This is a genomic window from Proteus sp. fly-1013 (genome assembly GCF_040140245.1).
Lineage (GTDB): Bacteria > Pseudomonadota > Gammaproteobacteria > Enterobacterales > Enterobacteriaceae > Proteus > Proteus mirabilis_B.
Window position 1 is genome coordinate 524,767 of sequence record NZ_JBEEWD010000001.1, and the last position, 22,718, is coordinate 547,484.

Sequence of the window (22,718 nt, forward strand, 5' to 3'; positions counted from 1 at the left end):
GTAGAATATTATTAGAAATTACAGTCTGGTTTGAGCGAACAACAGGCGTTTGCTATCAAGGTATACTGATCTACTTGTCTGAAGCTCTCTAAAAAGGAATAGATTATTTTGCAGGGATACTTACAAGTTTAAGCATCCCTGCGAAACGAATCATTCACTTTTTGAGATCCCAGAAAATACTGCTCTGCTACAGTCGGTCTTCTTCCGGTGTCAGATAACAGGCATATCCCTTGTATTACCGAAAATAGAGCTTATATTGATAAACCTGATACTATTCAGTTGAGAGCACAGTCAGCCTTGGGGTCGATTCGCGTTTCTGGCGTGACCTGAGCCCTTCAGATTATTACACTACGCTTTTAGCAACGTCCGCTACTGGTATGGAAAGGACAAAAATCAAGGTCACAAGATCCGCTACGAGTGAAGAGCGGGCATTGCTAGCAGCATTCCGTGTGAATCCATGGGGGCAGGTCACCGATATCAATTTGCAATATAGGGACTTTTGAAACCTAATGATATTTTTTGAACTTGAACCTTCTGATATTTCAAACCTCAATGATGCTGATCTAAGAGAACTGGTCGCTAGGTTGTGTGAAGCGGAATTGATTCGTCAAGAAATTCAGACATCTTGTGTTCTGTGGGGTGGAGCGCAGGAAGCTGCTGACGGTGGTCTCGATATTCGAGTTGTCGATGCTATCCCTTTACTTAAGCCAGGCTTTGTAAGTCGTGAAAATACTGGCTTTCAAGTAAAGAAAAATAGTATGAGTAAGGCGGCTTGCAAAAATGAAATGCTTGATAAAGGAATGCTAAAAACTGTTATAGCGGAGCTTTTAGAAAAAAAAGGCGCTTATATAATTGTTAGTGGCAAAGATGATTGTTCTGACAAAATGCTATCAGAACGCCTTCTGGGAATGAAATCTGCACTCGAAGGCTTACCAGATAGCGAAGAGCTTCTTCTTGACTTTTATGGTAGGGATCGGCTTAGCGCATGGTTAAGACAATTTCCTGAGGTTGCCTTGTGGGTACGCTCTAGACTAGGCAAGCCATTATCCGGATGGCTACCGTTTGGGAGATGGACTTCCACTCCAGTCGATAAAGATGATGAGTTTTTACTTGACGAACACCCTTGCGTCATCGATATGAATTCACATCGCAAAGAGCCATCAGCGATTTCGGATGGAATCAGGCTTGTGCGTGAAAAATTACAAAGATCTGGATCGGTAGTACGAATAACGGGTCTATCAGGAGTTGGAAAAACACGCTTTGCTCAGGCTCTTTTTGAAAGTGATGTATGCGATAACTCTCTGCCGAAAGCGAATGTAATATATGCGGATCTTGGTGATGAATTAACCCCAACAGCATCTGAGCTTGTCTCATACTTGATAGCTAATGATTTCTCAAGCTATTTGGTATTGGATAACTGCCCACCAGATGTTCATAGAAAACTGCAAAAGCAGGTTTCATCAAACCAAGCAAAGTTGAGTCTTCTTACTATCGAATATGATATTTCGGATGATCGCCCAGAAGAAACAGAAGTAATACACATCGAACCATCAAGCGAACAGACCGTATCTAAACTTATCCAAAAGAGGTTTCCGTCTCTAGGGTGCGTTAATTCCGATAAAGTTGCAGAGTTTTCCGGAGGGAATGCGCGTGTTGCGATCGCATTGGCGAGTCGAGTGGATGCAGATGAGACCTTGGCAAATTTTTCTGATGAGGACTTGTTCCATAGGCTCTTCAATCAAAGAAAAGGCACAACCGAAAGCTTGCTTGAAAGCGCAGAGATCCTATCCTTGGTTTATTCGTTCAATATTTCCCCCAAAGAGTTTAATGATGAATTGAGCGCTCTTTCTAGAATTGGCGGATTTGAACGTGATAGGTTGAATCGCAATCATGCAGAGCTATTGCGGAGGCAGTTATCGCAAAAACGGGGAAACTGGCGAGCAATGCTCCCGCATGCAATAGCTAACCGTCTCGCACGGCGAGCCCTTCAGAATATCGATCCTGATAAAATTAATGCAGAGTTGTTAAAGGCTAATAATTTTCGTTTATTCACGTCATGTGCTCATCGGCTAGGATATCTGCATGACTTTGAACCTGCAAGATATCTCGCCCATACGTGGATGAAGATTGATGGGCCATTTCATAACATTGCACAGTGCAATACTGAGCAGCTTACGGCACTAACTCACATCGCACCAGTGTTTCCAGAAGTAGTGTTAATCGCTATAGAGAATGCTTCGGAAGCTCGAGATTTCTGCTCACGAGATAATCAAAATTTTTATACGTTCGTTCGATTGCTCAGAAAAATAGCATATGATGATCGGTACTTCGACCGTTCTGCCGGGCTAATTCTTCGCTTTGCGGAAACAGAAAAATCTGGCGAGAATAACAATAGTATCACTAGTCAATTGGCGAGCCTTTTTTCATTATACCTCTCTGGGACACAGGCTACACCAACACGAAGACATTGTTTTGTGAAAAGAATGTTAAACTCTGGCAACTTGAGACAGCTTGAGATTGTACAGGATATTCTTCACTCTGCATTTGAGGCTTCTCATTGGAGCTCATTTGGAGGATTTGATTTTGGCGCTCGTAGCAGGGACTTTGGGTGGGAACCGACAACGAATAAAGAGAAATTAGATTGGTACGTAGGTTATATTGAGCTGTTAGTGCCGTTTTTAGATTCGGACAATGACCCCCTTTGCAATTGGGCAAAGACGATACTAGCAAACCACTTTGTAGGATTATGGAGCTATGCAGGTTGCTTTGATATTCTCGAAAACATAGTGCGAAAATATGGCGTTGGTGGTAAATGGCCAGATATGTGGATGGCCATTAAGCGGACAATCCATTACAACGGGAAGAAACACACACCCGAGTTATTAAAAAAGATGGAAGCACTTGAATACTTAGCCGCACCAGCTGATCCCTATTTCGAAATCGAGGCATATGCTCTGACTAACACATGGGGTCACTTAGAAGTTAGAGATGGGAGTTATACAGATAATTCTGAAAAAATTTATCAGAAGATAGAAGAACTAGGTGAGCTTGCATCATCTGAACCTAATTACCTCGAAAGATTGGCGCCAAGGTTATGGGAAAAATATATTGATGCGCTTTGGCCATTCGGCAAAGGGTTGGCCAAAGGTTCATCAGATCAAGGTTTAACCTTTGATACGCTTGTCCGTCTGATGCAAAAGCAAGAGTTAGAAGTAGTACAACCTATCCTCTTTTGCGGTTTTATTGCAGGGGTTCATGCCGGCGATCCTAACTTGTCTCGAAAGCTCCAAGAGTCTGTATTAGATGTGCCGGAGCTTAAACCGTATTTTGTTAATATTATGTCTGCAACACCGATAGCCCCTTGGGGTACAAAAAAGCTTATTGAGCTGGCGAAGGCTGGTGAACTAGAAGCATGTAGGTTTCAACAGATAAGTTACGGTCGAGTTCATGAATCCATTTCTGATGATGATTTATCAGAATTACTTGCCGCACTTAATGATTTGGCCGATGGGATATTTTCAACTATTGAAATTTTGAGAATGCGATTCTTTACTGAAAAGGGTAGCAACTACAGTCCTAGCAATGACCTACGATCTGTTGGAAGGCAGGCCATTTTGAAACTGTTATCAATGCACAGGAATGAGATTAGCTGGCGACAGGCCCATGGAATGGACCGTGTTATTGCAGAGTGTTTATCAGAGCCAGCAACTGAGAATGAAGTTCGCGATATTATTAACTTGCTTTGCAATGGCGTAGAGACGTATCGCTTATATGGCTTCGAATTAGAGAATATCATAGCCTATCTAGTGAAAAGTTATCCAGAATTTGTATTAGATAGAGTGTTAATAGATAGTGAGAATAGCGAACAACTTATTTATTGGCTTTTCAAACACAGGGTCAATCGTAGTAGCTCGCCATTAAACTTAGCGCCGATAGAGCGCGTGCTGAATTGGTGTAATGGAAATCAAGATAGGATTCATAAAGTAGCAGGTGCCGTTTCGGCATACTCATCCTTAGACAAGGAATCACAGCCACTATACAACCCAAAGAAAGTAACTCTCAGTCATCACATTACATCACTTTTAGATGCCGCAGAGAACAAAGTCGCGATAGTTGAAACTATTTTCTCTAGCTCTTTTCCTAGTGGGTGGTCAGGTTCACTTGCTGATATTCTTGAAGTTCATTTGGATGCATTCGCAGTCCTATTAAATCATGTCTCTCCGGAGGTGCGAGAGATGGCTAAGGCCAAGCTTTCTCTTCTAAATAGGTCTATTAGAGAGAATAGAGAGCGTGAGACCGAGGAGTACAACCAGCGGGAACAAAGATTTGAGTGACCATTTTGCTTCTGATCAGGGTTTTTATAACAAAGTGTTGCTGTTGGGCAATTTTTCCTCTGTGCTCCAAAATTGACGCAGAGCGTGGCGTTCACCGTCCGCTTTTGGCACTGTGCGGACTATCTGATTAGATTTAGCCTTAAATCATAGTAATATTAGATCGAATCTGATCATATACATCTAAATTGTAGGTATGAAAGAATTACCCAACACAAAATAAAAAAATGCCGATACGCTAGGAGTCATATCGGCATATAAAATAAACGCAAGAAGCAATGTAAGTCATGTCGTACTAATTCGTATCAAACCTGTCAATTCGATACACATGTAATGATAATTATTCTCATTAATATATTCAACCCTAAATTAAATAAGGTTACTTTGTAGCCTTTCCGTCTACGCCGACCACAGAATCAATACCCACTTATACCGTTCACACAAGAGCTGTGAGTCGGCACCTTATTAACTAAATAAATCGGTAAATATTTATGTCAAAAGAGATAAGCGAATTACAGTTTAGTCTTCACTATGCATCAGAAACAGACAGTGAAAAGAATACCTCCGTCATTTTAACGGCGAATATCCATACGGCTGATGGTGAAACTCAACAACTGACACAATTAATTTGTACAACATCTCCCGCAGGTAAAAAACAATATCGAATCGGCACACAAAAGATTAATGATGCAGGTGATCCATTGCTGGTGGCAATTGAATCTTATTGGCGTAAAAACACACAAGAGAGTTGTGTTTATTTGTTAGAGAAAGCAAAACAGTTTATTCAAGGACACTTACAACAAACGAATACATGGATATCTATGTATGGTCTTGTGATTGTTTCTAATGCGTCACTGGAAGAACATTTACCTAAGGCTTTATTACAACAATGAATGAACTAAAAATAAATTAAGAAAAGCTTAAAACAATCTCCTTATTGCTCAATAAACCAATGATGTCTTTTTACAATTGGATAAATCTCATGGAAGCCAATATAGGGTTCGATTAATCATGGAAAATTGGTTAGTGATGTATTAGAAATGTGTATCAAATAGCATTAGGAGATTATATGAAGCTATTATTAAAAAGTATTGCTTTTACTGTTAGTCTTTTATCTGCGAGTTTTGTTATGGCGGATAATGGCGATGAGATAACGAAAGTATCTTATGCATGTGAAAACAATCAAATAATGGAAGTTATTTATATAAATACAGCAAAAGATAGCTATGCAATCATTAATCAAATGGATGAAATGATACCAATGAAGATTATGAAAATGGCTTCTGGTGCAAACTATGAGGCAATGAATAAAAATTACACCTATAAACTTTATACTAAAGGTGACAATGCCGACTTAGTTGAAGGAAAAGATAAACCAGTATTGAGTGGTTGCAAAGCTGGTTAATTGTTGCCTTCTATTGAAAATTATTTATTGTTCTTATAGAGGTCACTTCGGTGACCTTTTTTCGTATAAAAGAGGTAAACATGGACATTCAGCAAGAAATAAAAATTTGTACACTATCGGCACGAGTAGAACGACAAGGGCAACAAATTGCAGAGTTACAAAAACAGCTCGCTGACATGCAATTAACGAGCTGTGAATTAAATGTTATTAGGAATACCGCACTAATGGCTATTTCTAATAATCTCATTGAAATAAAAAAAGCTAATGGCTCTACTGTTTGTCGGACATCGCCACTTTAGCCAATTGACCTGCAAGGGCTATTTGGGCTTTGCAAGAATTATCCTTTCTCAATACGCAGACCACAGTACTAATCACACCCTAATTACTTTACACAAGAGCTGTGTGTCTGCATTCCTGTAACTAAACTCGGACACTCCTCTGGGGGTGACTATGCGTATGGATAAATTAACCAATGTTACTTATGGAACCGCAGGCTTAACGGCATTTTTTGCCAGCCTCTCATTATATGAATGGGGATTTGTTATCGGTATGGCGTTCAGCATGGTTCTAGGTTTAGCCACTTATTTTATGACTCGTCGAGAACAGCGAAAACGCACTCAATTATTTGAAGAGCTTGTTCGTCATGTTGACCCGCAAAACCCGACCGAAACCTTAAAAAGGCTTGCTGAATTAATGGTGAAAGCACCAAAGGATATTTAATGACTCTCAAACAGAAAATAGCGGCGCTAACAACTGCGGGAGCAACAGCAATTGCGCTAGTAGTGATAGCCCATTTTGAAGGTGTGCGTTATGAACCTTATCGTGATGTGGCAGGTGTTTTGACGGTTTGTTATGGGCACACAGGCAAAGACATTATTCATGGTAAGAGATACACACAACAAGAATGTGATGCGTTATTACAACACGATTTTATTAAGACACAACAGCAAGTCGATGCATTAATCAAAGTACCACTCGATGACTACACCAAAGCCGCTTTATATTCCTTTGCTTTTAATGTGGGTACAACCGCATTTGCTCGCTCAACATTACTTAAGAAGCTAAACGCGGGTGATAGTGCGGGTGCCTGTGAAGAAATGAAACGTTGGGTTTATGCAGGCGGAAAGGTTTGGCGAGGGCTTGTCAGTCGTCGAGAGGCGGAGTCAGCACTATGTCATGGAAACCTTTAATCATCATTATCAGCTTTATCCTTGCATTACTCATTACAGTCGCTGGTGGCATTTATCTCTTGATTGATAACTCATGTACTAAAGACCCAGTGAGTTTAGAAAAACGTTGTCAGATTGCACTCTCACATCATCGGTACTAATCATGAAATTCGGGAAACTCTATGCCGTCCTTGCGATGGTAGGCATCATTGTGGGTAGTTATTGGGTGATTAACTGGCAAGCTAACAGAATTAATCTGTTAGTAGAAACAAACAAAGAACTAACGATTGCTCTCGAAGAACAGAAGTCTATTAACACTGATTATCAAGCTCGCATAATGCGATTAAACCAACTGGATATTCAATATACGCAGGAGCTAGCGAATGCTAAGAATGAAATTAGTCGCTTGCGTGATATTAGTGAGCGTCATCCTGAGCGGGTGTATATCAAAGCAGAGTGCCCAAAAAGCAAAACCACTCCCGCCACCAGCTTGGCTTATGCAACCACCGCCAGACCTACTGACACCGCTATCCGAAATTATTGGTTACTCAGAGAGCGAATTGCAGAGTCAGAGCAGGTGATTAAAGGGTTGCAGGATTATATTAGAGTGGAGTGTGTGAACTAAAAAAAGCCCAGCATGGGTGCATGGGCAAACTAACTAAACACCAATCAGTAAGAGTATAGCGAGGTTGATTTTAATTAGTATAGCTTAAGTAAGTATATATACCAGATTGATAATTCTGATTAACCTATTTCTTACCTAAATAAAAAACGCAAGATAAAAATAACCCTGTGAGTTTGGGCTCCCACAGGGCTTTCACTAGTATGAGTGAAAACAATAGATTACCAATATCGACTAAACCAATCTGTTAATAATCAACGCTATTTTTTAGAAAATAATCCTCTTGTAATGATGTTTTAATGCGTTGCGTTGTCGCTGTTCTCATACATTAACGATGACATGTTCTCCTCACATTGAGTGTGTAAGAGAAATCAAAAACAACGAATACCACCGTTTTGTTATTTTTTGGTCATTATCAGCAACGTCAGCTGTAGGTAGAAGAAGGGGCGTGACGATGGAGAGACATCAATATATTTAATTCAACAAACGTCATTCATTGAGTGGTATATACAGATAGCCATCAGTTAATCGCTGGTGGCTTTTTTTATACGCATTTCATCGCTCATTCACAGAGCACTTCAAAAACGTCGAATCCAATCACTTTGATATGAGCCTTCGAGAAAGTCAGTTATAGCTGGCGAGCTTCGACGGGCTGATTTTCTATGTGAACGAGGGTTCATTTCAAATGAAGGTAATACGTTATGCAATATCCAAGAGTAAGTATTAATGGTGTATCTGTCCGTGTTGATAGTGAAGGTAGATATAATTTAAATGATCTTCATGCGGCCGTTGTTGCGGATGGTAAAGCAACGGAATCACAAAGGCCTGGTGCATTTTTGAAAAGTCGTCAAGTAAGGCGATTTGTTCAAGCTTTAAGCGATGCAACAAAAAGTGCATCGGTCAAAGTGATTAAAGGTGGACTCAACCAGGGAACTTGGGCTTTAGAGTTAGTCGTTATTAGATATGCAGCTTGGTTAAAGCCAGAATTTGAAATCCTTGTCTACAACACGTTTAAAGAGGCTACGAGGAAGGGATTAGATGTCATGTCTAAGTTGAACAAGCTAGATCATGTCATTAATACCGAAACTAAAAATATAAGTAACTGTGCAAGAACGATGGCTAACTGGGGAGTTGGTGGTAGAAAGCAGTTACTACTAACAGCGAGGGAACGAATTCTTAAAGAAGCTCAAATCTATATTCCTGGTATTGAATAGCGATCCTTAAAATTGAGGATGCTGATTTAATTAATATCTAACGATGAATAGGCCCTAATGGCTTTTTATTGGAGTTTATTATGTCAAACAAACAGATTAATTATGAGGCAATAGGTCATTGTGTTTACTTGCAAAAAGAAATATCGCAGCTAATTGAAGAGAGAAGCAACCTATATAAAGAATTCATAGCAATTTGTCATTCAGGGCAATTTCCTTATACAGATCCAAGAAACATAAAAATCATCGATTTAAATAGTATTGATAAGCCAGCTAAATTGCTAAAAAAAATACATGAGATAAATCAAACTATCATCACACTAGCAACCACTCATAATCAATGGGCGGATAAGGCTGATTATGAACATTATGTTATTAGTAGTGATAATTCTTTAGGTTTTAGTACGTCTAGTGACGCTATATTCAAAGGAATTATTACCTGCAATAAGCAATCATCAATAGAAACTGATGTTGTCAGAAATAAACCATGAAAAAACGCAATGTCTATGGTGGTCGCTGGGCTAAAGTGCGATTAGCGTTTCTTAATGAACATCCACTTTGCGTCATGTGCCAAGATCAAGGACGTATTACTGCTGCCACAGTAGTTGACCACATTACTCCGCATCGTCTTAAAGAAGCACTTGAATCAGGCAATAAAGAACGTATCGCAAAAGCCCAAGCCTTATTCTGGGACACAAAGAACTTCCAAAGCTTATGCGAACTGCATCATAATTCAACCAAACAACGTATCGAAAAGAGTGGCAAAGTCATTGGCTGTAATGCGGATGGCATTCCACTCGATCCCAATTCTCATTGGCATCAATAACATCATGGAATACAGGGTGGGGGCGGGGTAAAAGTTCAAACACTTTCGCCCTGATTACCTAGCGCCCTCATTTGTGTGCACAACCGCGAAATGAAAAGTTTTTTTCTGGGAGGTTCCGATGGCAGGAAGACGCCCGAAACCGACCCACTTGAAGGTGGTCACCGGTAATCCGGGAAAACGAAAACTCAACGATAAAGAACCCCAACCTAAACGTGAAATACCAAGCCCACCCGAACATTTAACGGATTGGGGGAAAATGGCGTGGGCAAAATTAACCTTATTACTCGATGGAATGGGCGTTTTAACCGTGGCTGACACGCTGGCATTAGAAAGGCTGTGTGATATCTACGCTGATATTCTTCAATTGCGAGACACCATTGCCATTGAAGGTCGGACATACACCACAAAAACACAATTAGGGGATTTTTTAATTAAAGCGAATCCTGCCGTTGCCATGTTGGCTGATGCAGATCGCCGTTTTAAAAGTTATTTAGTCGAGTTTGGTTTAACCCCCGCCGCTCGTTCGAAGGTGAAGATGGATGGTGGAGAAGAAGAGGAAGATCCGCTCAACCAATATTTCGGTTGATCCCGCAACGCAATACGCGCAAGACGTGCATCAAGGCAAAATCTTAGCGGGGCCTGATATTCGTCATGCATGTGTACGTCATCTCAAAGACTTAAATGAAGCCGAGCAACGAGGATTAATCTGGGATGTTGAGGCCGTCAAAAGGGTGATCGACTTTTTCGCGAAAGTCTTAAAGCTCAATGGCGGGGAGCATGAAGGGAAACCGTTTATTTTATTGCCTTGGCAATGCTTTGTGATTGGCTCTATTTTTGGCTGGAAAATGACAGACGGCACACGCCGATTTCGCATGGTGTACGTTGAATCAGGTAAAGGTTCAGGAAAATCCCCGATGGCAGGTGGCGTTGGGTTGTATTGTTTAGTCGCCGACAGTGAACCGCGTGCCGAAGTGTATGCGGCAGCCACGAAAAAAGACCAAGCCATGATTTTGTTTCGTGATGCGGTGGCGATGGTTGATCAATCTCCCGCATTAAGTCAGCGGATCACCAAATCAGGCGGAACAGGCAAAGAGTGGAACTTGGCTTATTTGAAAACGAGTTCATTCTTTCGCCCGATTAGCTCAGATGATGGGCAATCAGGGCCTCGTCCCCATTGTGCGCTGATAGATGAAATTCATGAGCATAAAAATAATACCGCCGTTGAGATGATGCGAGCAGGCACAAAAGGTCGGCGACAAGCCTTGATATTTATGATCACCAATAGTGGGCATGATAAAACCAGTGTGTGTTATGACTATCATGAATACGGACGAAAAGTTGCCGAAGGCACTATCGAAGACGACAGCTTCTTTTCCTATATATGCTCACTGGATGAGGGCGATGATCCCTTTAAGGATGAGTCTTGCTGGGGGAAAGCCAATCCGTCATTGGGCTACACCTTTTCTGATCGCTACTTACGTGAACAAGTGACACAAGCTCGAGGTATGCCCGCAAAAGAAAGTATTGTGCGTCGGCTTAATTTTTGCCAGTGGGTGGATGCCGATAATCCGTGGATTAACAGTGAAACATGGATGCAGTGTGAAAACACGTTCACCTTCGATGATCTTCAAGGTGAAGAGTGTTATGGCGGATTGGACTTATCAGGAACCAAAGATTTAACCGCATTAGCCCTGTATTTTCCTCGCCTCAAACGTCTTTATGTTGAATTTTGGACACCCAAAGACACCTTATTGGATAGAGCGAAAACCGACCGAGTGCCTTACGACTTATGGGTAAGGCAAGGTTTTATGCATACCACTCCAGGGAATGCGGTGAGGTATGAATTTGTGGCAGAACGCATTGCTGAAATGGCGATGCACGTCAGCATGAGAGCCATTGCCTTTGACCCTTATCGCATTAAATACCTTGAACCCAAACTCGATGAAGCGGGTGTGACGGTTCCTTTAACTCCGCATGGACAAGGATATTACAAAGCCAAAGATTCAGGGCTATGGATGCCACACTCTATCGAACTGTTTGAACAGCTAATTGATGACAAGAAGATTGAGATCCACACCAATCCTTGTTTGAGATGGAATGCCGCATCTGCTGTGCTTGAGGCTGACCAAAAAGATAACCGCGTCTTTGCCAAGAAAAAAAGCACGGGTCGAATTGATGGTGTGGTGGCATCAGCAATGGCGATTGGGGCTGCGGAAGGTGAGGTTGATGATGGCAACCTTGATGATTTTTTCTCTAACCCATTGAGTATGTGATGACAGATAAACAATATTCAATCGATTTGCGCACTAATCATGGTTGGTTTGCGCGTCTGGCTTCCTTCTTTGTTGGGGGAAGACTTGTGACACCTGAACAAGGTTCACAATCAGGCGCTATCTCAGCGCAAGGCTCGCTTGGTGATTCTTCTGTAAATGATGAGCGAATACTCCAAATATCCACGGTTTGGCGTTGTGTTAGCTTAATTTCGACGTTAACGGCTTGTTTGCCACTGGATGTGTTCGAAACGGATAAACAGGGAAATAGAACCAAAGTTGATTTAAGTAACCCATTGGCTCGATTACTGCGATATTCGCCCAATCAATATATGACCGCTCAAGAATTCCGAGAGGCAATGACTATGCAGCTTTGCTTTTATGGTAATGCTTTCGCGTTGATTGAGCGAAATAAAGTGGGTGATGTGATTAGCTTGCTTCCTCTGTTGTCTGCCAATATGGATGTACGCATGGAGGGGAAGAATATTATCTATAAATATCAGCGTGATCATGAGTTTGCGAAATTTAAACAACATGAAATTTTTCATTTAAAAGGGTTTGGTTTTAATGGATTAGTCGGATTGTCGCCGATTGCTTATGCGTGTAAGACAGCAAGCACGGCCGTTGCGATGGAAGATCAACAACGTGAGTTTTACGCTAATGGGGCTAAGTCTCCTAAAATTCTGACAACGGGCGATAAGGTATTGAATAAAGAGCAACGTAGCCAACTTGAAGAGAATTTCAAAGAAATTGCGGGTGGTCCCGTTAAAAAACGATTGTGGATCTTAGAAGGGGGATTTCAAGCACAAGATATTGGTGTTAGTCCTCAAGATGCAGAAACAATGTCTTCCCGCAAATTTCAAGTCAGTGAATTAGCCCGTTTCTTTGGTGTTCCCCCGCATTTAGTCGGCGATGTTGAAAAATCAACAAGTTGGGGAACAGGTATTGAGCAACAAAACTTAGGTTTTCTTCAATATACCTTACAACCCTATATCTCCCGATGGGAAAACTGCATTGCGCGTTGGCTTCTAAAACCCCCCGAAGTGGGAAAATACCATGCTGAACATAACCTTGATGGATTATTGCGAGGCGATTCTACTTCACGCGCCGCATTTATGAAAGCGATGGGAGAATCGGGGTTAAGAACCATTAATGAAATGCGACGGCTCGATAATTATCCTCCTCTTGAAGGTGGGGATGTCGCTTACCGGCAAGCACAATATTTACCGATTAACCAACTCAATAAAGAGCCTCACGAAAGTGGGGCTTAATTATTTATGGGGGTTCAATGCCTGATATTAGAAAAACACTGAATTTTGATGAAGCGGAAATCAAATTTACGGGAGATGACACACAAGGCATTTTCGAAGGTTATGCCTCCGTATTTAGTCATCAAGATCTCGACGGTGACATTATTTTACCCGGTGCGTTTAAGCATGTTTTAGATAAGCAAAAACAAAAAGTCGCTATGTTTTATAACCATCGAGTCTGGGAGCTTCCTGTCGGGAAATGGGAGTACATGGAGGAAGATCAAAAAGGATTACGTGTGAGAGGACAACTGACACCCGGTCATAGTGCGGCTCAAGATCTAAAAGCGGCAATGAAGCATGGCACGGTTGACGGGCTTTCTATCGGATTCGGTTGTCTGCGTAATGACTTTGAGCGAACACCTTCAGGTCGTATTTTTAAAAACATCTCCCTGTTACGTGAAATCAGTATTTGTACATTTCCCGCTAATGACCAAGCACAGGTTTCATCACTCAAGAGCATCGATGGGTTATTAACGATCCGAGATATTGAGGATTGGCTGAGAGAGTCAGCCGGTTTATCAAAATCAGAAGCCGTCGGTTTTATTTCCCGCTTCAAATCCGCTATTCGGAGTGAGTCCGATGACACTCAACAATCCCTAGTCGCATCCATTGTTAACCAAATTAATGCATTTAATCTGAAAGGATAGAATATGTCTGACTTAGCTATTATCCAAGAAGCCATCGAAGGATCACAAAAAAAGGTGCAAGAGCTTTTCGATGCACAGAAGAAAGAAATTGAAGCTACTGGCGTAGTTTCAAAGCAATTACAAACAGATTTAGCCTTAGTCCAAGAGGAATTAAAAAAAGCCGGTGAACGTCTGTTTGATTTAGAGCAGAAAGGGGCAACGAGTGCTGATGATCCTAATACGAAAAAAGATTTTTCTGAGCGAGCAGCAGAAGCGCTGACAAAATCATGGAATGGGAGTCAGGCTTCTTATGAAGTGAAAACCTTTAATAAATCATTAGGCAGTGATGCGAGCTCAGCCGGAGTTCTAATTCAGCCGATGCAAGTACCGGGTATTATTATGCCGGGTATGCGTCGTTTAGTTATCCGCGATTTATTAGCACAAGGTCGTATTTCCAGTAACTCACTGGAATATGTACGTGAAAAATTGTTTACCAATAGCGCGGCACCCGTGAAAGAAAAGGCACAAAAACCAGAATCTAATCTGACGTTTGAAAAACAAACGGCAAATGTGATCACTATTGCTCATTGGATCCAAGCGTCTCGCCAAGTGATGGATGATGCTGTGCAGTTACAGTCTTACGTTAATAATCGCTTATTGTATGGCTTAGCGTTAGTGGAAGAGGAGCAATTACTCAATGGTGACGGTACAGCGGATAATTTGACGGGAATTAATCATGTTGCCACTGCCTATGATACCACGTTGAGTGCTACGGGCGACACGCATGCTGACCTGATTGCTCATGCCATTTATCAGGTAACAGAATCTGAATTTAGTGCCTCTGGTATTATTTTAAATCCTCGTGATTGGCATGCCATTGCGTTAATGAAAGATAAAGAAGGGCGTTATATTTTTGGTGGCCCACAAGCCTTTACTTCAAATGTAATGTGGGGATTACCTGTTGTTCCAACAAAAGCACAAAAACAAGGTGAGTTTACTGTTGGTGCATTTGATTTGGCGTCTCAAGTATGGGATCGAATGAATGCAGTTATCGAAGTGAGTCGAGAAGATCGTGATAACTTTGTGAAAAATATGCTGACCATTTTGTGTGAAGAGCGTTTAGCATTAGCCCATTATCGCCCTCAAGCCTTAATTAAAGGAACTTTCCCAACGTCTGGAAGAAGTGCTTAAGTAATAGGTCGGGGTAGGTAACTATCCCGCATTACATCATGAATATCTTAGATGTCATTCCTCTTTCTTTATTAAAACAGCATCTCGAATACAGCGGTGATGATCGTGATGAGCAGATTCTATTTTATGCTCAAAGCGCATTAAATTATTGTTTGAGATGGTGTGATGAACCAGCATGGAAATCACCTGATGATATCCCTTATGAAGTGAAATCGGCCATGCTTTTGGTGCTGGGGGATATGTTTGAACATCGAACCAGCCAAAGTGAAATTCTGTTATATGAAAATAAAGCAGTAGAACGATTGTTACTGCTTTGTCGAAATTGGCGAGGTAGTTAATGGATCCGGGACGATTACGCCACACTATTCATATTCAAAAATCAGTATTAGCGCCCGATGCCATTAGTGGCAGTGATGTGATTTGGACGGATCATGCGACAAAAGTACGTGCAGCGATCATGCCTTATCAAGGGCGAGAATATTTTCAAGCTCAGCAAGTACAAAGTGAGGCCACAACGCGAATTCTTATTCGCTATATTGCTGATATTGATACTTCGATGCGTATTGTATGGGGTAAGCGAATATTTAATATTATTTCGATTATTGACCCTGATGAGCGCCATCGTGAGCTTCAATTGATGTGCAAAGAGGGCGTGAATGATGGGTGAGATTAAAATCAGTGGATTGTCTGAACTCGCTCAACGAATGCAAGACATTGCCCGTAAAACCAGAAATCAAAGTGCGCGTAAGGCGATGAATGCAGGCGCTTCGGCGTTAAAGCAGGAAATCAAACATCGAGTGCCTATTCTTAAGGAAACGGTGCCTCATCGACGTAAAGGCACTATCAAGCGCAATATTCGTTCTAAAACGAAAGTACAACGCAATGGGCAAGTCAAAACGCGCATTTGGGTGAAATCATTATCGGGTAAAAAGGTGTCTGCCTTTAAACAGGCAACGGGAAAAAGTGCGGCATTGAACCCAAATGATCCGTTTTATTGGTGGTTTGTTGAGTTTGGCACCGCCAAGATGCCTGCACAACCGTTTATGCGCCCCAGCTTTGAAGCGAAAAAGGAAGCGACGGCTAAAGTGATTGTTCAAACACTCAAAGAGGATATTGAAAAAGCAAGGTAGAGATCATGATACAGCAATTAAAAGAGACCCTTTCACCGCTTGTCGATGGAAGGGTTTTTTTTCAGGTATTACCCGAAGGAAAAGGGCATTATCCCGCCATTGTGATCCAGTTTGCCAGCATCACGCCTAACAGTGCGCTGGAGGATACGGATTTAGACAACTATCGCGTGCAACTTGATGTGTATGCGCCACAACCACAACCCCTTATGGTCTTGCGTAAAAAAATCGAGGCTCAGATTATCGAGGCGATCCCATTTGCACAACGAGTGAATGCGGTCTTTGGGTATGAAGCGGATGTCAAATTGCATCGGCTTGTTCTTGAATTAATGATTTCATCAGATAAATAAGGAATGGATATGGCAAAGTCAAAAAATCATAAAGCGACGCCTTTCCTCGGCACGAAGATCTTTGTGCAAACAGGTTTAGGAGAGGCGATGACCGTGACGGAAGCGGCGTTATCACCCGCAACCATTACCATCGCCAATAATAAACTGAAAGCCGATGACATGATTATGTTATCGGGTTTAGGGGAGTTAGATGGGCGTTTCCCCATTGCACAGGTTGATGGCAATAAAGTGACCTTGTGTGAGGAAGTGGATTGGAGTGATAAAACGTTACCCACGGATTTTGCAAACGCCAAAGCACAACGTATTCAATGGTCTAATAATTTCTGTGCGGTAAAAAGTTTCAGCAAAGACGGTTCGACAACCGAACAAATTGATGTCACCACCATTTGCAGTGATGGCAAGGAATATGAATCCGGTGATACGGAATACGGCTCAATTAAATTGACCTTTTTCTTACGTTATAGCTCCAGTGATGTGCAGCGACTCTTACGTAAATATGAAAACAGCAAAGAAAAATTTGCGGTGAAAATGGTCTTAACACGAGATGAAGGCTCCATGTTTTATTACGGCTCCGTCGAAACGGGCATGAACATTGATGGCAGTGTAGGGCAAATGATGGATTCGGGGATTTCGATTAAATTGTCTGGCCGTGATTATTTGAATGCGAAGAAATAACCCTTAATTCACCTCTTTCATTATTTCTCTTCTCCCTTCACGATAAAAAATCTTAGGAGTGATTATGTCTAACGCTTTATTGCGTGAATTAGTGTTAAACCAAGCACTGAAAGTGACGCCTTTTACTTATTTAGACAACACCTTTTATGTCAAAGAGTTGGATGTTGGCACCATGAATTACATTCAGCGCAAACTTCGCCAAATTAAAATCAAGCTCGCTGAGGCGCAGGATATTTATTTAGATGAAGACGATCCCGAACAATTTAATGAGGCGATAAATCGTGTCTACGATGAATATGATGTCGCCAGAATGCTGGCCTTTAAGTTGTGTGATGAAAAAGGGGAACTGCTTTTTGATGCTGAAAATGAAGTAGATTTAAAAGGTCTTAATCGTCTAGGGCAAGGGTTCTCTAATGCAGTGTTTACAGCCGAAGCGGGGAACAGTGAAAAAAACTCGGAGACCGACGACAATTCCAATTGATATTGTCGTTGGCACTGGGAAAAACGCTCGCGGAAATCGAGCAAATGCCCGAAAGCCACTTGTGTGAATATGAAGCCTTTTATCGCAAACAACCCTTTGGTTTATGGCGAGAGGATTATCGGATGGCACAAGTGGCGCATCTTCTTGCGATGATAAATCGTGATCCGAAAACATCTCCGCCTGAATTGATGGATTTTATGCCGATGTGGAAGAAGAAAATCACGGAAGAAGAGCTGTGGGACAACGTCACTGAGAGTGTATTAGCTAATCGATAGCCCCACATCTGTGGGGCTTAATCGTTAACCACCGCGAGACATTTTCTCAATTTTTTTATCCGTATTGTATTGAGAAAGGGCATAAACCGACCAGATAGCCGCAGGGATCCATCCGATTAAGGTGATTTGTAGGATAAGGCAGAAGATGCCAGCAAATGGGCGACCAATCGTGAAAAATTGTAACCAAGGTAGTAATAACGCCAGAATAAGTCTCATAAAACCCCCTCTATTATTCGAAATTTCAGTTTATCAATAATTAAATCAATAGCAAATAACAAGGAATATTGCATTTATTCAGGGTGAAAGTTTGCTTTTGTAGTGTTCATACCAAGGATTGAATTTATGGCGGGAGCATTAGGTAGATTAAATATTGATTTGACGCTGAATACGGCAAATTTCACAAATGCGATCAACCGTAGTCAGCGCCAAACAGAACAATTTGGGCAAAGTATTCGCGTCAGCCTTCAAGCTATCACCGTACAACAAGAGCGAATGGTATCGCAAACCGCAAAATCCTCGGCGCTTTTTGCCCGTTTTGCGAGTGTCACCGCAAGCGCATTATCCATTCATCAAGTCATTAATTATGCCGATAGTTGGACGGAATTACAGAACCGCTTAAAACTGGTGACGGAAAGTTCTGTCGAGTTAAATAAAGCCACACAAGCCGTCTATGATATTGCCCAAAAAAACTATCAATCATTGGATGCCACGGCACAAGTTTACCAACGTTTTGCGGATAATGCCGACCGCTTAGGCTTAAGTCAGCAAAAAGTGGCCGAACTCACTGAAACCGTCTCAAAAGCCGTGGCGATTTCAGGAGCGAGTGCAACCGCAGCCCAAGCGGCATTAACTCAATTTGGTCAAGCATTAGCCTCGGGTCAGTTACGTGGCGAAGAGCTAAATTCAGTGATGGAGCAAACCCCTGCGTTAGCAAAAGCTATCGCTGACGGAATGGGTGTCAGTGTGGGCGAATTAAGGAAGAAAGCCCAAGACGGTGAAATGACGATTGAGAAAGTCATTCAAGCTTTAGAACGTGCAGCCGACAGTGTGGATAAAAAATTTGCTACCAGCATGACAACGGTTAGCCAAGGTTTCACTAATCTTCAATCGGCGATGACAAAATTTATCGGTGAAGCGAATCAAGGTACAGGTGCGACTCAGCTTTTTACCACAGGGATGACCACTCTTGCCGATAATCTATCGTTAGTCGCTAAAGTAGTTGAAGGGATCGCCGTCACGGCATTGGTAGCAAAACTCTCTCAATGGACGAAAGCCACTTATCTGAAAAATCAGGCAACGTTGAATGAAGCCAAAGCCACATTACAGAGTGCGCAGGCAAACAGTGTGGCAGCAACCAGTGCCGTGAGGAAGGCATGGGCGGATAAAGAAGCCGCCACATCGGCGCTCAATAGAGCCAAAATGGAATATCAAGTTGCTAGAGGCACTAACGCGGAAAAAATCGCACTCGATAACCTTATCGCTACAAAGTCACTCGCAAGAACAGCCTCTCTAAATTATACACAGGCATTAACCGCCGAAAATGTTGCTCAACGTGCATTAACGACCGCTCGGCGTCAATCAACAGTGGCGGGGCGAGCACTCAACAGTGTTATGGGATTAGCGGGTGGCCCTATTGGATTAGTGTTGACGGGTGTTGCGGCATTGGGCATGGGATTGTATGAATACAGCGAAAATGTCAAACAAGCCAAGTTAGAATCGATTGAATTTGCTCATTCCCTTGATACATCAACAGAAGCGTTAAACAAAATGAGCAATGCCACGTTAGTGGCGAATTTAAGCAAAGTTTCATCGGGCATTAACGCGCAATTGGAGAAAATCGAGGAACTTAAACAACAGGTTATTTCCTTACAAGATCTATCGAAATACAGCGTTGAGAGTGAAAAGGCGTTTACTGAACAAGGAGTGGGGGATTTATACCTTAAACGAGTGGCTGAAAAGCAAAAAGAGCTTGATGCTGCGATGGGGACATATGCAGAGCAAGTTAATAACTTAGAGCGCCAGCGAGCCAATATGCAAAATATGTTGGCGACACTCAAAGACAAAGTGGGCGATCAAGCCCCTGAATATAAACGCTATGCCACTGAGTTACAAAATGTTGATGCCGTTATCAATTCACTTAAGGCGAGTTTAAAGAGTTTAGGCATTGAATATGAATCACTCATTGATATCACGCTTCAGGCGACAAAGAGCCAAGTGAATGCCGCCACGGCGATTGCTAAACAGATTGATGAATCGATTGAAAAATCGCAACGTTCAGTGGCAAAAGCGCAAGCCACAGGGAAGGCATTAGCGAAATTAAATGCAGAAGATGTATTGGCTTCACGCAAAATTACGCCAGATATGCAAGGCTACGATAAGGCCTTACAAGCTGAAATTGAGGCACAACTGGCACTGCAAGCCAAACGGACGTATAAGCCTAGCCATAAATCAACCATTGATTACGCTAAACAGTACACCAAAATCTTGACGGAATTAGAGGAAAAACAAGCCTCACTGATTGCGGATGGACAAAGTATTCAGCTGTATGGCACTACCTCTTCCTTTAATGAATACACATCCACCTTAGCTGATATCAAACAGAATAAAGACAAGTTTGATACCATCTTAAAAATCGATCCCAAAGCGATTGAGACGATAAAAGAAAAAGCGAAAGCCATTGATGACTTAGCGCGTGCCAACTCGGTTGCGCAATTTGCTTATGATCGCGGTAAAGAAATTGAGCAGATGCAATTTGAAACCACCTTGATAGGAAAGTCGCGCGCAGAGCAAGAAAAACTCAATGCCCTTCGTCAGATTGATGTGCTGTATCAGCAAGCCAGTGTGGATTTAGGCGAAAAAGAGTTAGCGAATTTACAACGCAATGTCGAACTCACTAAGCAGCAGATTGAGGAAGAGCTGAGGAAGCGAGAGGCCATGAAAGGTGATCCGATGGCGGGATTAAAACAAGGCTTATCAGATTTCAGTGAGTCGGCCATGGATGTGATGGAGAACGTCAGAAATGTCACCACCAATGCGCTTAATAATATGTCTGATGCATTAGCCGATTTTGCTTTAACGGGCAAAGGAAGCTTTAAAGATTTTGCCAATGCGGTGATCTCCGATATCACTCGAATGGTGATGAAAATGCTGGTTTTCAAAGCCATTGAAGCAGGCGGGCAGGCGATGGGCTTTGATATGGGATGGATGAGCAAAGGGCATGCTTACGGTGGTTATACGGGGCATGGCGGCAAATTTGAGCCTAAAGGGATTGTACATGGTGGTGAGTTTGTTTTTACCAAAGAAGCGACGGCTAAATTGGGTGTCGGCAATCTCTATCGCTTAATGCATGCGGCGCAAGGTTATGCTTCAGGGGGCTTTGTGGGCGCGGTCGCAGGACGAATACCGATTACACCACAACCGACGTTAGCTCGTGCAGGCGGTGTGCAAATGACCATCGTCAATCATATTACGGTGACAGGAAATGGTGACGCTGTACTTGCGCAGGCAATGAAGGAAGCCGCACAACAAGGGACAGAAGCAGGCGCACAGAAAGCTCACGCGATGATGTTACAAGACTTTCAAAGTAATGGTGCAGCACGTAGAACATTAGGAGTTTAAATGTCTATTCTTGAATGGCCAAAAGAGGTGATCCCCACACAGGAAAACTGGCAATTATTGAGTAACAGCAAAACCTTTACCTCGCCATTTAATGGAAGTAGCCAGACGGTACGCTTTCCGGGAAGCCGTTGGCGTTGTGAACTGACATTTAATAATTTAAATGAAGAGAAATCGCGCCAGTTAGAAGCGCTGGTGGCTTCATTGGATGGGATGTCGGGGCGAGTCAAAATAGCCAGTTGGATAAGAAAAGGGCGTTATGGGTATGGTTCGCCTCGTATTGCAATACCGAGCCAATTAGGTAATCAGCTAGAAACAAAGGACTGGAAGCGCAATATGCGCGTGTTACAACAAGGGGATCGCTTAACTGTGGGCAATGAACTCAAAATGGTGGTGGCGGATGTGGTCAGTGATCATCAAGGGCGTGCAAATATTCCTATTTCACCGATGTTAAGAACGTCACCTACCGTCAATGAAATGCTCGAGGTTGAGCGTCCTTTTGGAGTATTTCGGCTCGTTGATAATGAACAGGGTAAATTTCAGCATCGTCGTTTGGGGTATACCCATATCACGTTATCTTTTGAGGAGGTGTTGTACTAATGCAATATCATCCATTTTCTGATGCTATGGTCAACGCGATTAATGAAGGGGCTTATATCGTTTTAGCCGCCAGACTCGATTTGAAATCAGGCGTCACCTGTGCGCATACCGGTGTTGGGCAACTGATTATTGCGGGGGAAACCTATTTGGGCGTGGGAAGTTTAGGCGAAATCACTCAGCTAAAAGAAAATAAGACAACCAGTCCCCCACAATTACAGCTTAAATTAGCCGGTTTTGATAAATCGCTGGTGGGAATGGTGATGAATGAGCAAAGTCGAGGGCGAGAAGTGAGGTTGATGATGGTCGCCATCGGCGAAGAGGGGAAACCGCTTCTTGCCGAAGTCTTATTTGTCGGACAAATTACCTCGATTAATGTGGTGTCTGGCGAAGAAAATGCCGTATGTGTTAATGTTTCTAATCGATTCGAGCGATGGTCAATCGGGTTACCCGATAGATTTACCGATGAGTCGTGGTCATCTCGAAGACAAGGTGATCGCATCTTTCGTTATGTTGCTCAAATGGCTGAACGAGCTATTTATTGGGGCAGTAAGAAAGATGCACCTGCATTTATTTATAAATAATCTTATTGCTTTGTTAAACCCACTTTTGTGGGTTTTTATTGCATAAATAAGAG

27 protein-coding genes are annotated in these 22,718 nt (G+C 42.3%); 26 read left to right on the forward strand and 1 reads right to left on the reverse strand.

The genetic code is table 11. The annotated features are described in order from the left end of the window. Positions 1-509: 509 nt before the first annotated feature. The 23 genes from ABN236_RS02500 to ABN236_RS02610 all read left to right on the forward strand — a co-directional run bounded on the left by ABN236_RS02500 (position 510) and on the right by ABN236_RS02610 (position 17,869). Positions 510-4,334, forward strand: a complete 3,825-nt coding sequence (locus tag ABN236_RS02500; protein ID WP_349473309.1) for a hypothetical protein — start codon at positions 510-512, stop codon at positions 4,332-4,334. Between the two features lie 488 nt (positions 4,335-4,822). After that, on the forward strand, positions 4,823-5,224 hold the full coding sequence (locus ABN236_RS02505; protein ID WP_349473310.1) for a hypothetical protein: 402 nt from the start codon (positions 4,823-4,825) through the stop codon (positions 5,222-5,224). Between the two features lie 176 nt (positions 5,225-5,400). Next, a complete protein-coding gene (locus ABN236_RS02510; protein WP_196568820.1) occupies positions 5,401-5,736 on the forward strand; it encodes a c-type lysozyme inhibitor in 336 nt (111 codons plus the stop codon). Between the two features lie 80 nt (positions 5,737-5,816). Continuing rightward, positions 5,817-6,035: a hypothetical protein gene (locus tag ABN236_RS02515; RefSeq protein WP_349473311.1), complete on the forward strand. Its 219-nt coding sequence runs from the start codon at positions 5,817-5,819 to the stop codon at positions 6,033-6,035. Positions 6,036-6,186: 151 nt separating this feature from the next. Beyond that, complete coding sequence (locus tag ABN236_RS02520) at positions 6,187-6,456, forward strand: phage holin family protein (protein WP_020946092.1); 270 nt, start codon at positions 6,187-6,189, stop codon at positions 6,454-6,456. Next, positions 6,456-6,926, forward strand: a complete 471-nt coding sequence (locus tag ABN236_RS02525; RefSeq protein ID WP_349473312.1) for a lysozyme — start codon at positions 6,456-6,458, stop codon at positions 6,924-6,926. Before ABN236_RS02520 ends, ABN236_RS02525 begins: the two co-directional genes overlap by 1 nt. Next, positions 6,908-7,066 (forward strand): hypothetical protein, encoded by a 159-nt coding sequence (locus tag ABN236_RS02530; RefSeq protein WP_349473313.1) that lies wholly within the window; start codon positions 6,908-6,910, stop codon positions 7,064-7,066. The genes ABN236_RS02525 and ABN236_RS02530 overlap by 19 nt, the downstream gene beginning before the upstream one ends. A gap of 2 nt (positions 7,067-7,068) precedes the next feature. Continuing rightward, a complete protein-coding gene (locus tag ABN236_RS02535) occupies positions 7,069-7,530 on the forward strand; it encodes a lysis protein (protein ID WP_349473314.1) in 462 nt (153 codons plus the stop codon). 698 nt (positions 7,531-8,228) lie between these two features. Beyond that, positions 8,229-8,741 (forward strand): KilA-N domain-containing protein, encoded by a 513-nt coding sequence (locus ABN236_RS02540; RefSeq protein ID WP_349473315.1) that lies wholly within the window; start codon positions 8,229-8,231, stop codon positions 8,739-8,741. An 80-nt stretch (positions 8,742-8,821) separates the two neighbouring features. Beyond that, positions 8,822-9,229, forward strand: coding sequence for a hypothetical protein (locus ABN236_RS02545; protein WP_349473316.1), 408 nt, complete (start codon positions 8,822-8,824; stop codon positions 9,227-9,229). Beyond that, positions 9,226-9,564 carry an HNH endonuclease gene (locus tag ABN236_RS02550; protein ID WP_349473317.1) on the forward strand — a complete coding sequence of 113 codons (339 nt, stop codon included), beginning with the start codon at positions 9,226-9,228 and terminating at the stop codon, positions 9,562-9,564. The genes ABN236_RS02545 and ABN236_RS02550 overlap by 4 nt, the downstream gene beginning before the upstream one ends. A gap of 118 nt (positions 9,565-9,682) precedes the next feature. Beyond that, a complete protein-coding gene (locus ABN236_RS02555) occupies positions 9,683-10,150 on the forward strand; it encodes a phage terminase small subunit P27 family (RefSeq protein WP_006537822.1) in 468 nt (155 codons plus the stop codon). After that, positions 10,104-11,837 carry a terminase large subunit gene (locus ABN236_RS02560; protein ID WP_349473318.1) on the forward strand — a complete coding sequence of 578 codons (1,734 nt, stop codon included), beginning with the start codon at positions 10,104-10,106 and terminating at the stop codon, positions 11,835-11,837. Before ABN236_RS02555 ends, ABN236_RS02560 begins: the two co-directional genes overlap by 47 nt. Beyond that, positions 11,837-13,105, forward strand: a complete 1,269-nt coding sequence (locus tag ABN236_RS02565; RefSeq protein WP_004242475.1) for a phage portal protein — start codon at positions 11,837-11,839, stop codon at positions 13,103-13,105. The genes ABN236_RS02560 and ABN236_RS02565 overlap by 1 nt, the downstream gene beginning before the upstream one ends. A 17-nt stretch (positions 13,106-13,122) precedes the next feature. Beyond that, the gene (locus ABN236_RS02570) at positions 13,123-13,791 is read left to right on the forward strand and encodes an HK97 family phage prohead protease (protein WP_193014421.1); all 669 of its coding nucleotides are present in this window, start codon (positions 13,123-13,125) and stop codon (positions 13,789-13,791) included. Positions 13,792-13,794: 3 nt separating this feature from the next. Next, positions 13,795-14,961 carry a phage major capsid protein gene (locus ABN236_RS02575; protein WP_161738352.1) on the forward strand — a complete coding sequence of 389 codons (1,167 nt, stop codon included), beginning with the start codon at positions 13,795-13,797 and terminating at the stop codon, positions 14,959-14,961. A gap of 38 nt (positions 14,962-14,999) precedes the next feature. Further along, the gene (locus ABN236_RS02580; protein WP_036937611.1) at positions 15,000-15,299 is read left to right on the forward strand and encodes a head-tail connector protein; all 300 of its coding nucleotides are present in this window, start codon (positions 15,000-15,002) and stop codon (positions 15,297-15,299) included. Then, complete coding sequence (locus tag ABN236_RS02585; protein ID WP_020946080.1) at positions 15,299-15,628, forward strand: phage head closure protein; 330 nt, start codon at positions 15,299-15,301, stop codon at positions 15,626-15,628. The genes ABN236_RS02580 and ABN236_RS02585 overlap by 1 nt, the downstream gene beginning before the upstream one ends. Further along, a complete protein-coding gene (locus ABN236_RS02590; protein WP_036976749.1) occupies positions 15,618-16,091 on the forward strand; it encodes an HK97-gp10 family putative phage morphogenesis protein in 474 nt (157 codons plus the stop codon). The genes ABN236_RS02585 and ABN236_RS02590 overlap by 11 nt, the downstream gene beginning before the upstream one ends. Positions 16,092-16,096: 5 nt before the next feature. After that, on the forward strand, positions 16,097-16,438 hold the full coding sequence (gp17, locus tag ABN236_RS02595; RefSeq protein WP_036976750.1) for a tail completion protein gp17: 342 nt from the start codon (positions 16,097-16,099) through the stop codon (positions 16,436-16,438). 87 nt (positions 16,439-16,525) lie between these two features. Beyond that, positions 16,526-17,113 (forward strand): hypothetical protein, encoded by a 588-nt coding sequence (locus ABN236_RS02600; protein WP_349473319.1) that lies wholly within the window; start codon positions 16,526-16,528, stop codon positions 17,111-17,113. Positions 17,114-17,177: 64 nt separating this feature from the next. Beyond that, positions 17,178-17,594, forward strand: a complete 417-nt coding sequence (locus ABN236_RS02605; RefSeq protein WP_261260369.1) for a hypothetical protein — start codon at positions 17,178-17,180, stop codon at positions 17,592-17,594. 44 nt (positions 17,595-17,638) lie between these two features. Continuing rightward, the gene (locus ABN236_RS02610) at positions 17,639-17,869 is read left to right on the forward strand and encodes a phage tail assembly protein T (RefSeq protein ID WP_223231949.1); all 231 of its coding nucleotides are present in this window, start codon (positions 17,639-17,641) and stop codon (positions 17,867-17,869) included. Positions 17,870-17,893: 24 nt separating this feature from the next. Here ABN236_RS02610 and ABN236_RS02615 read toward each other — a convergent pair whose 3' ends face one another. Further along, positions 17,894-18,085 (reverse strand): YqaE/Pmp3 family membrane protein, encoded by a 192-nt coding sequence (locus tag ABN236_RS02615; protein ID WP_004242485.1) that lies wholly within the window; start codon positions 18,083-18,085, stop codon positions 17,894-17,896. Between the two features lie 126 nt (positions 18,086-18,211). On the opposite strand from ABN236_RS02615, the gene ABN236_RS02620 reads away from it, so the two are divergent. The 3 genes from ABN236_RS02620 to ABN236_RS02630 are packed head-to-tail and all read left to right on the forward strand — an operon-like array spanning position 18,212 to position 22,665. After that, complete coding sequence (locus ABN236_RS02620; RefSeq protein WP_349473320.1) at positions 18,212-21,487, forward strand: phage tail tape measure protein; 3,276 nt, start codon at positions 18,212-18,214, stop codon at positions 21,485-21,487. After that, positions 21,488-22,084 carry a hypothetical protein gene (locus ABN236_RS02625; RefSeq protein WP_349473321.1) on the forward strand — a complete coding sequence of 199 codons (597 nt, stop codon included), beginning with the start codon at positions 21,488-21,490 and terminating at the stop codon, positions 22,082-22,084. Further along, positions 22,084-22,665, forward strand: a complete 582-nt coding sequence (locus tag ABN236_RS02630) for a hypothetical protein (protein WP_349473322.1) — start codon at positions 22,084-22,086, stop codon at positions 22,663-22,665. Before ABN236_RS02625 ends, ABN236_RS02630 begins: the two co-directional genes overlap by 1 nt. Positions 22,666-22,718: the final 53 nt, after the last annotated feature.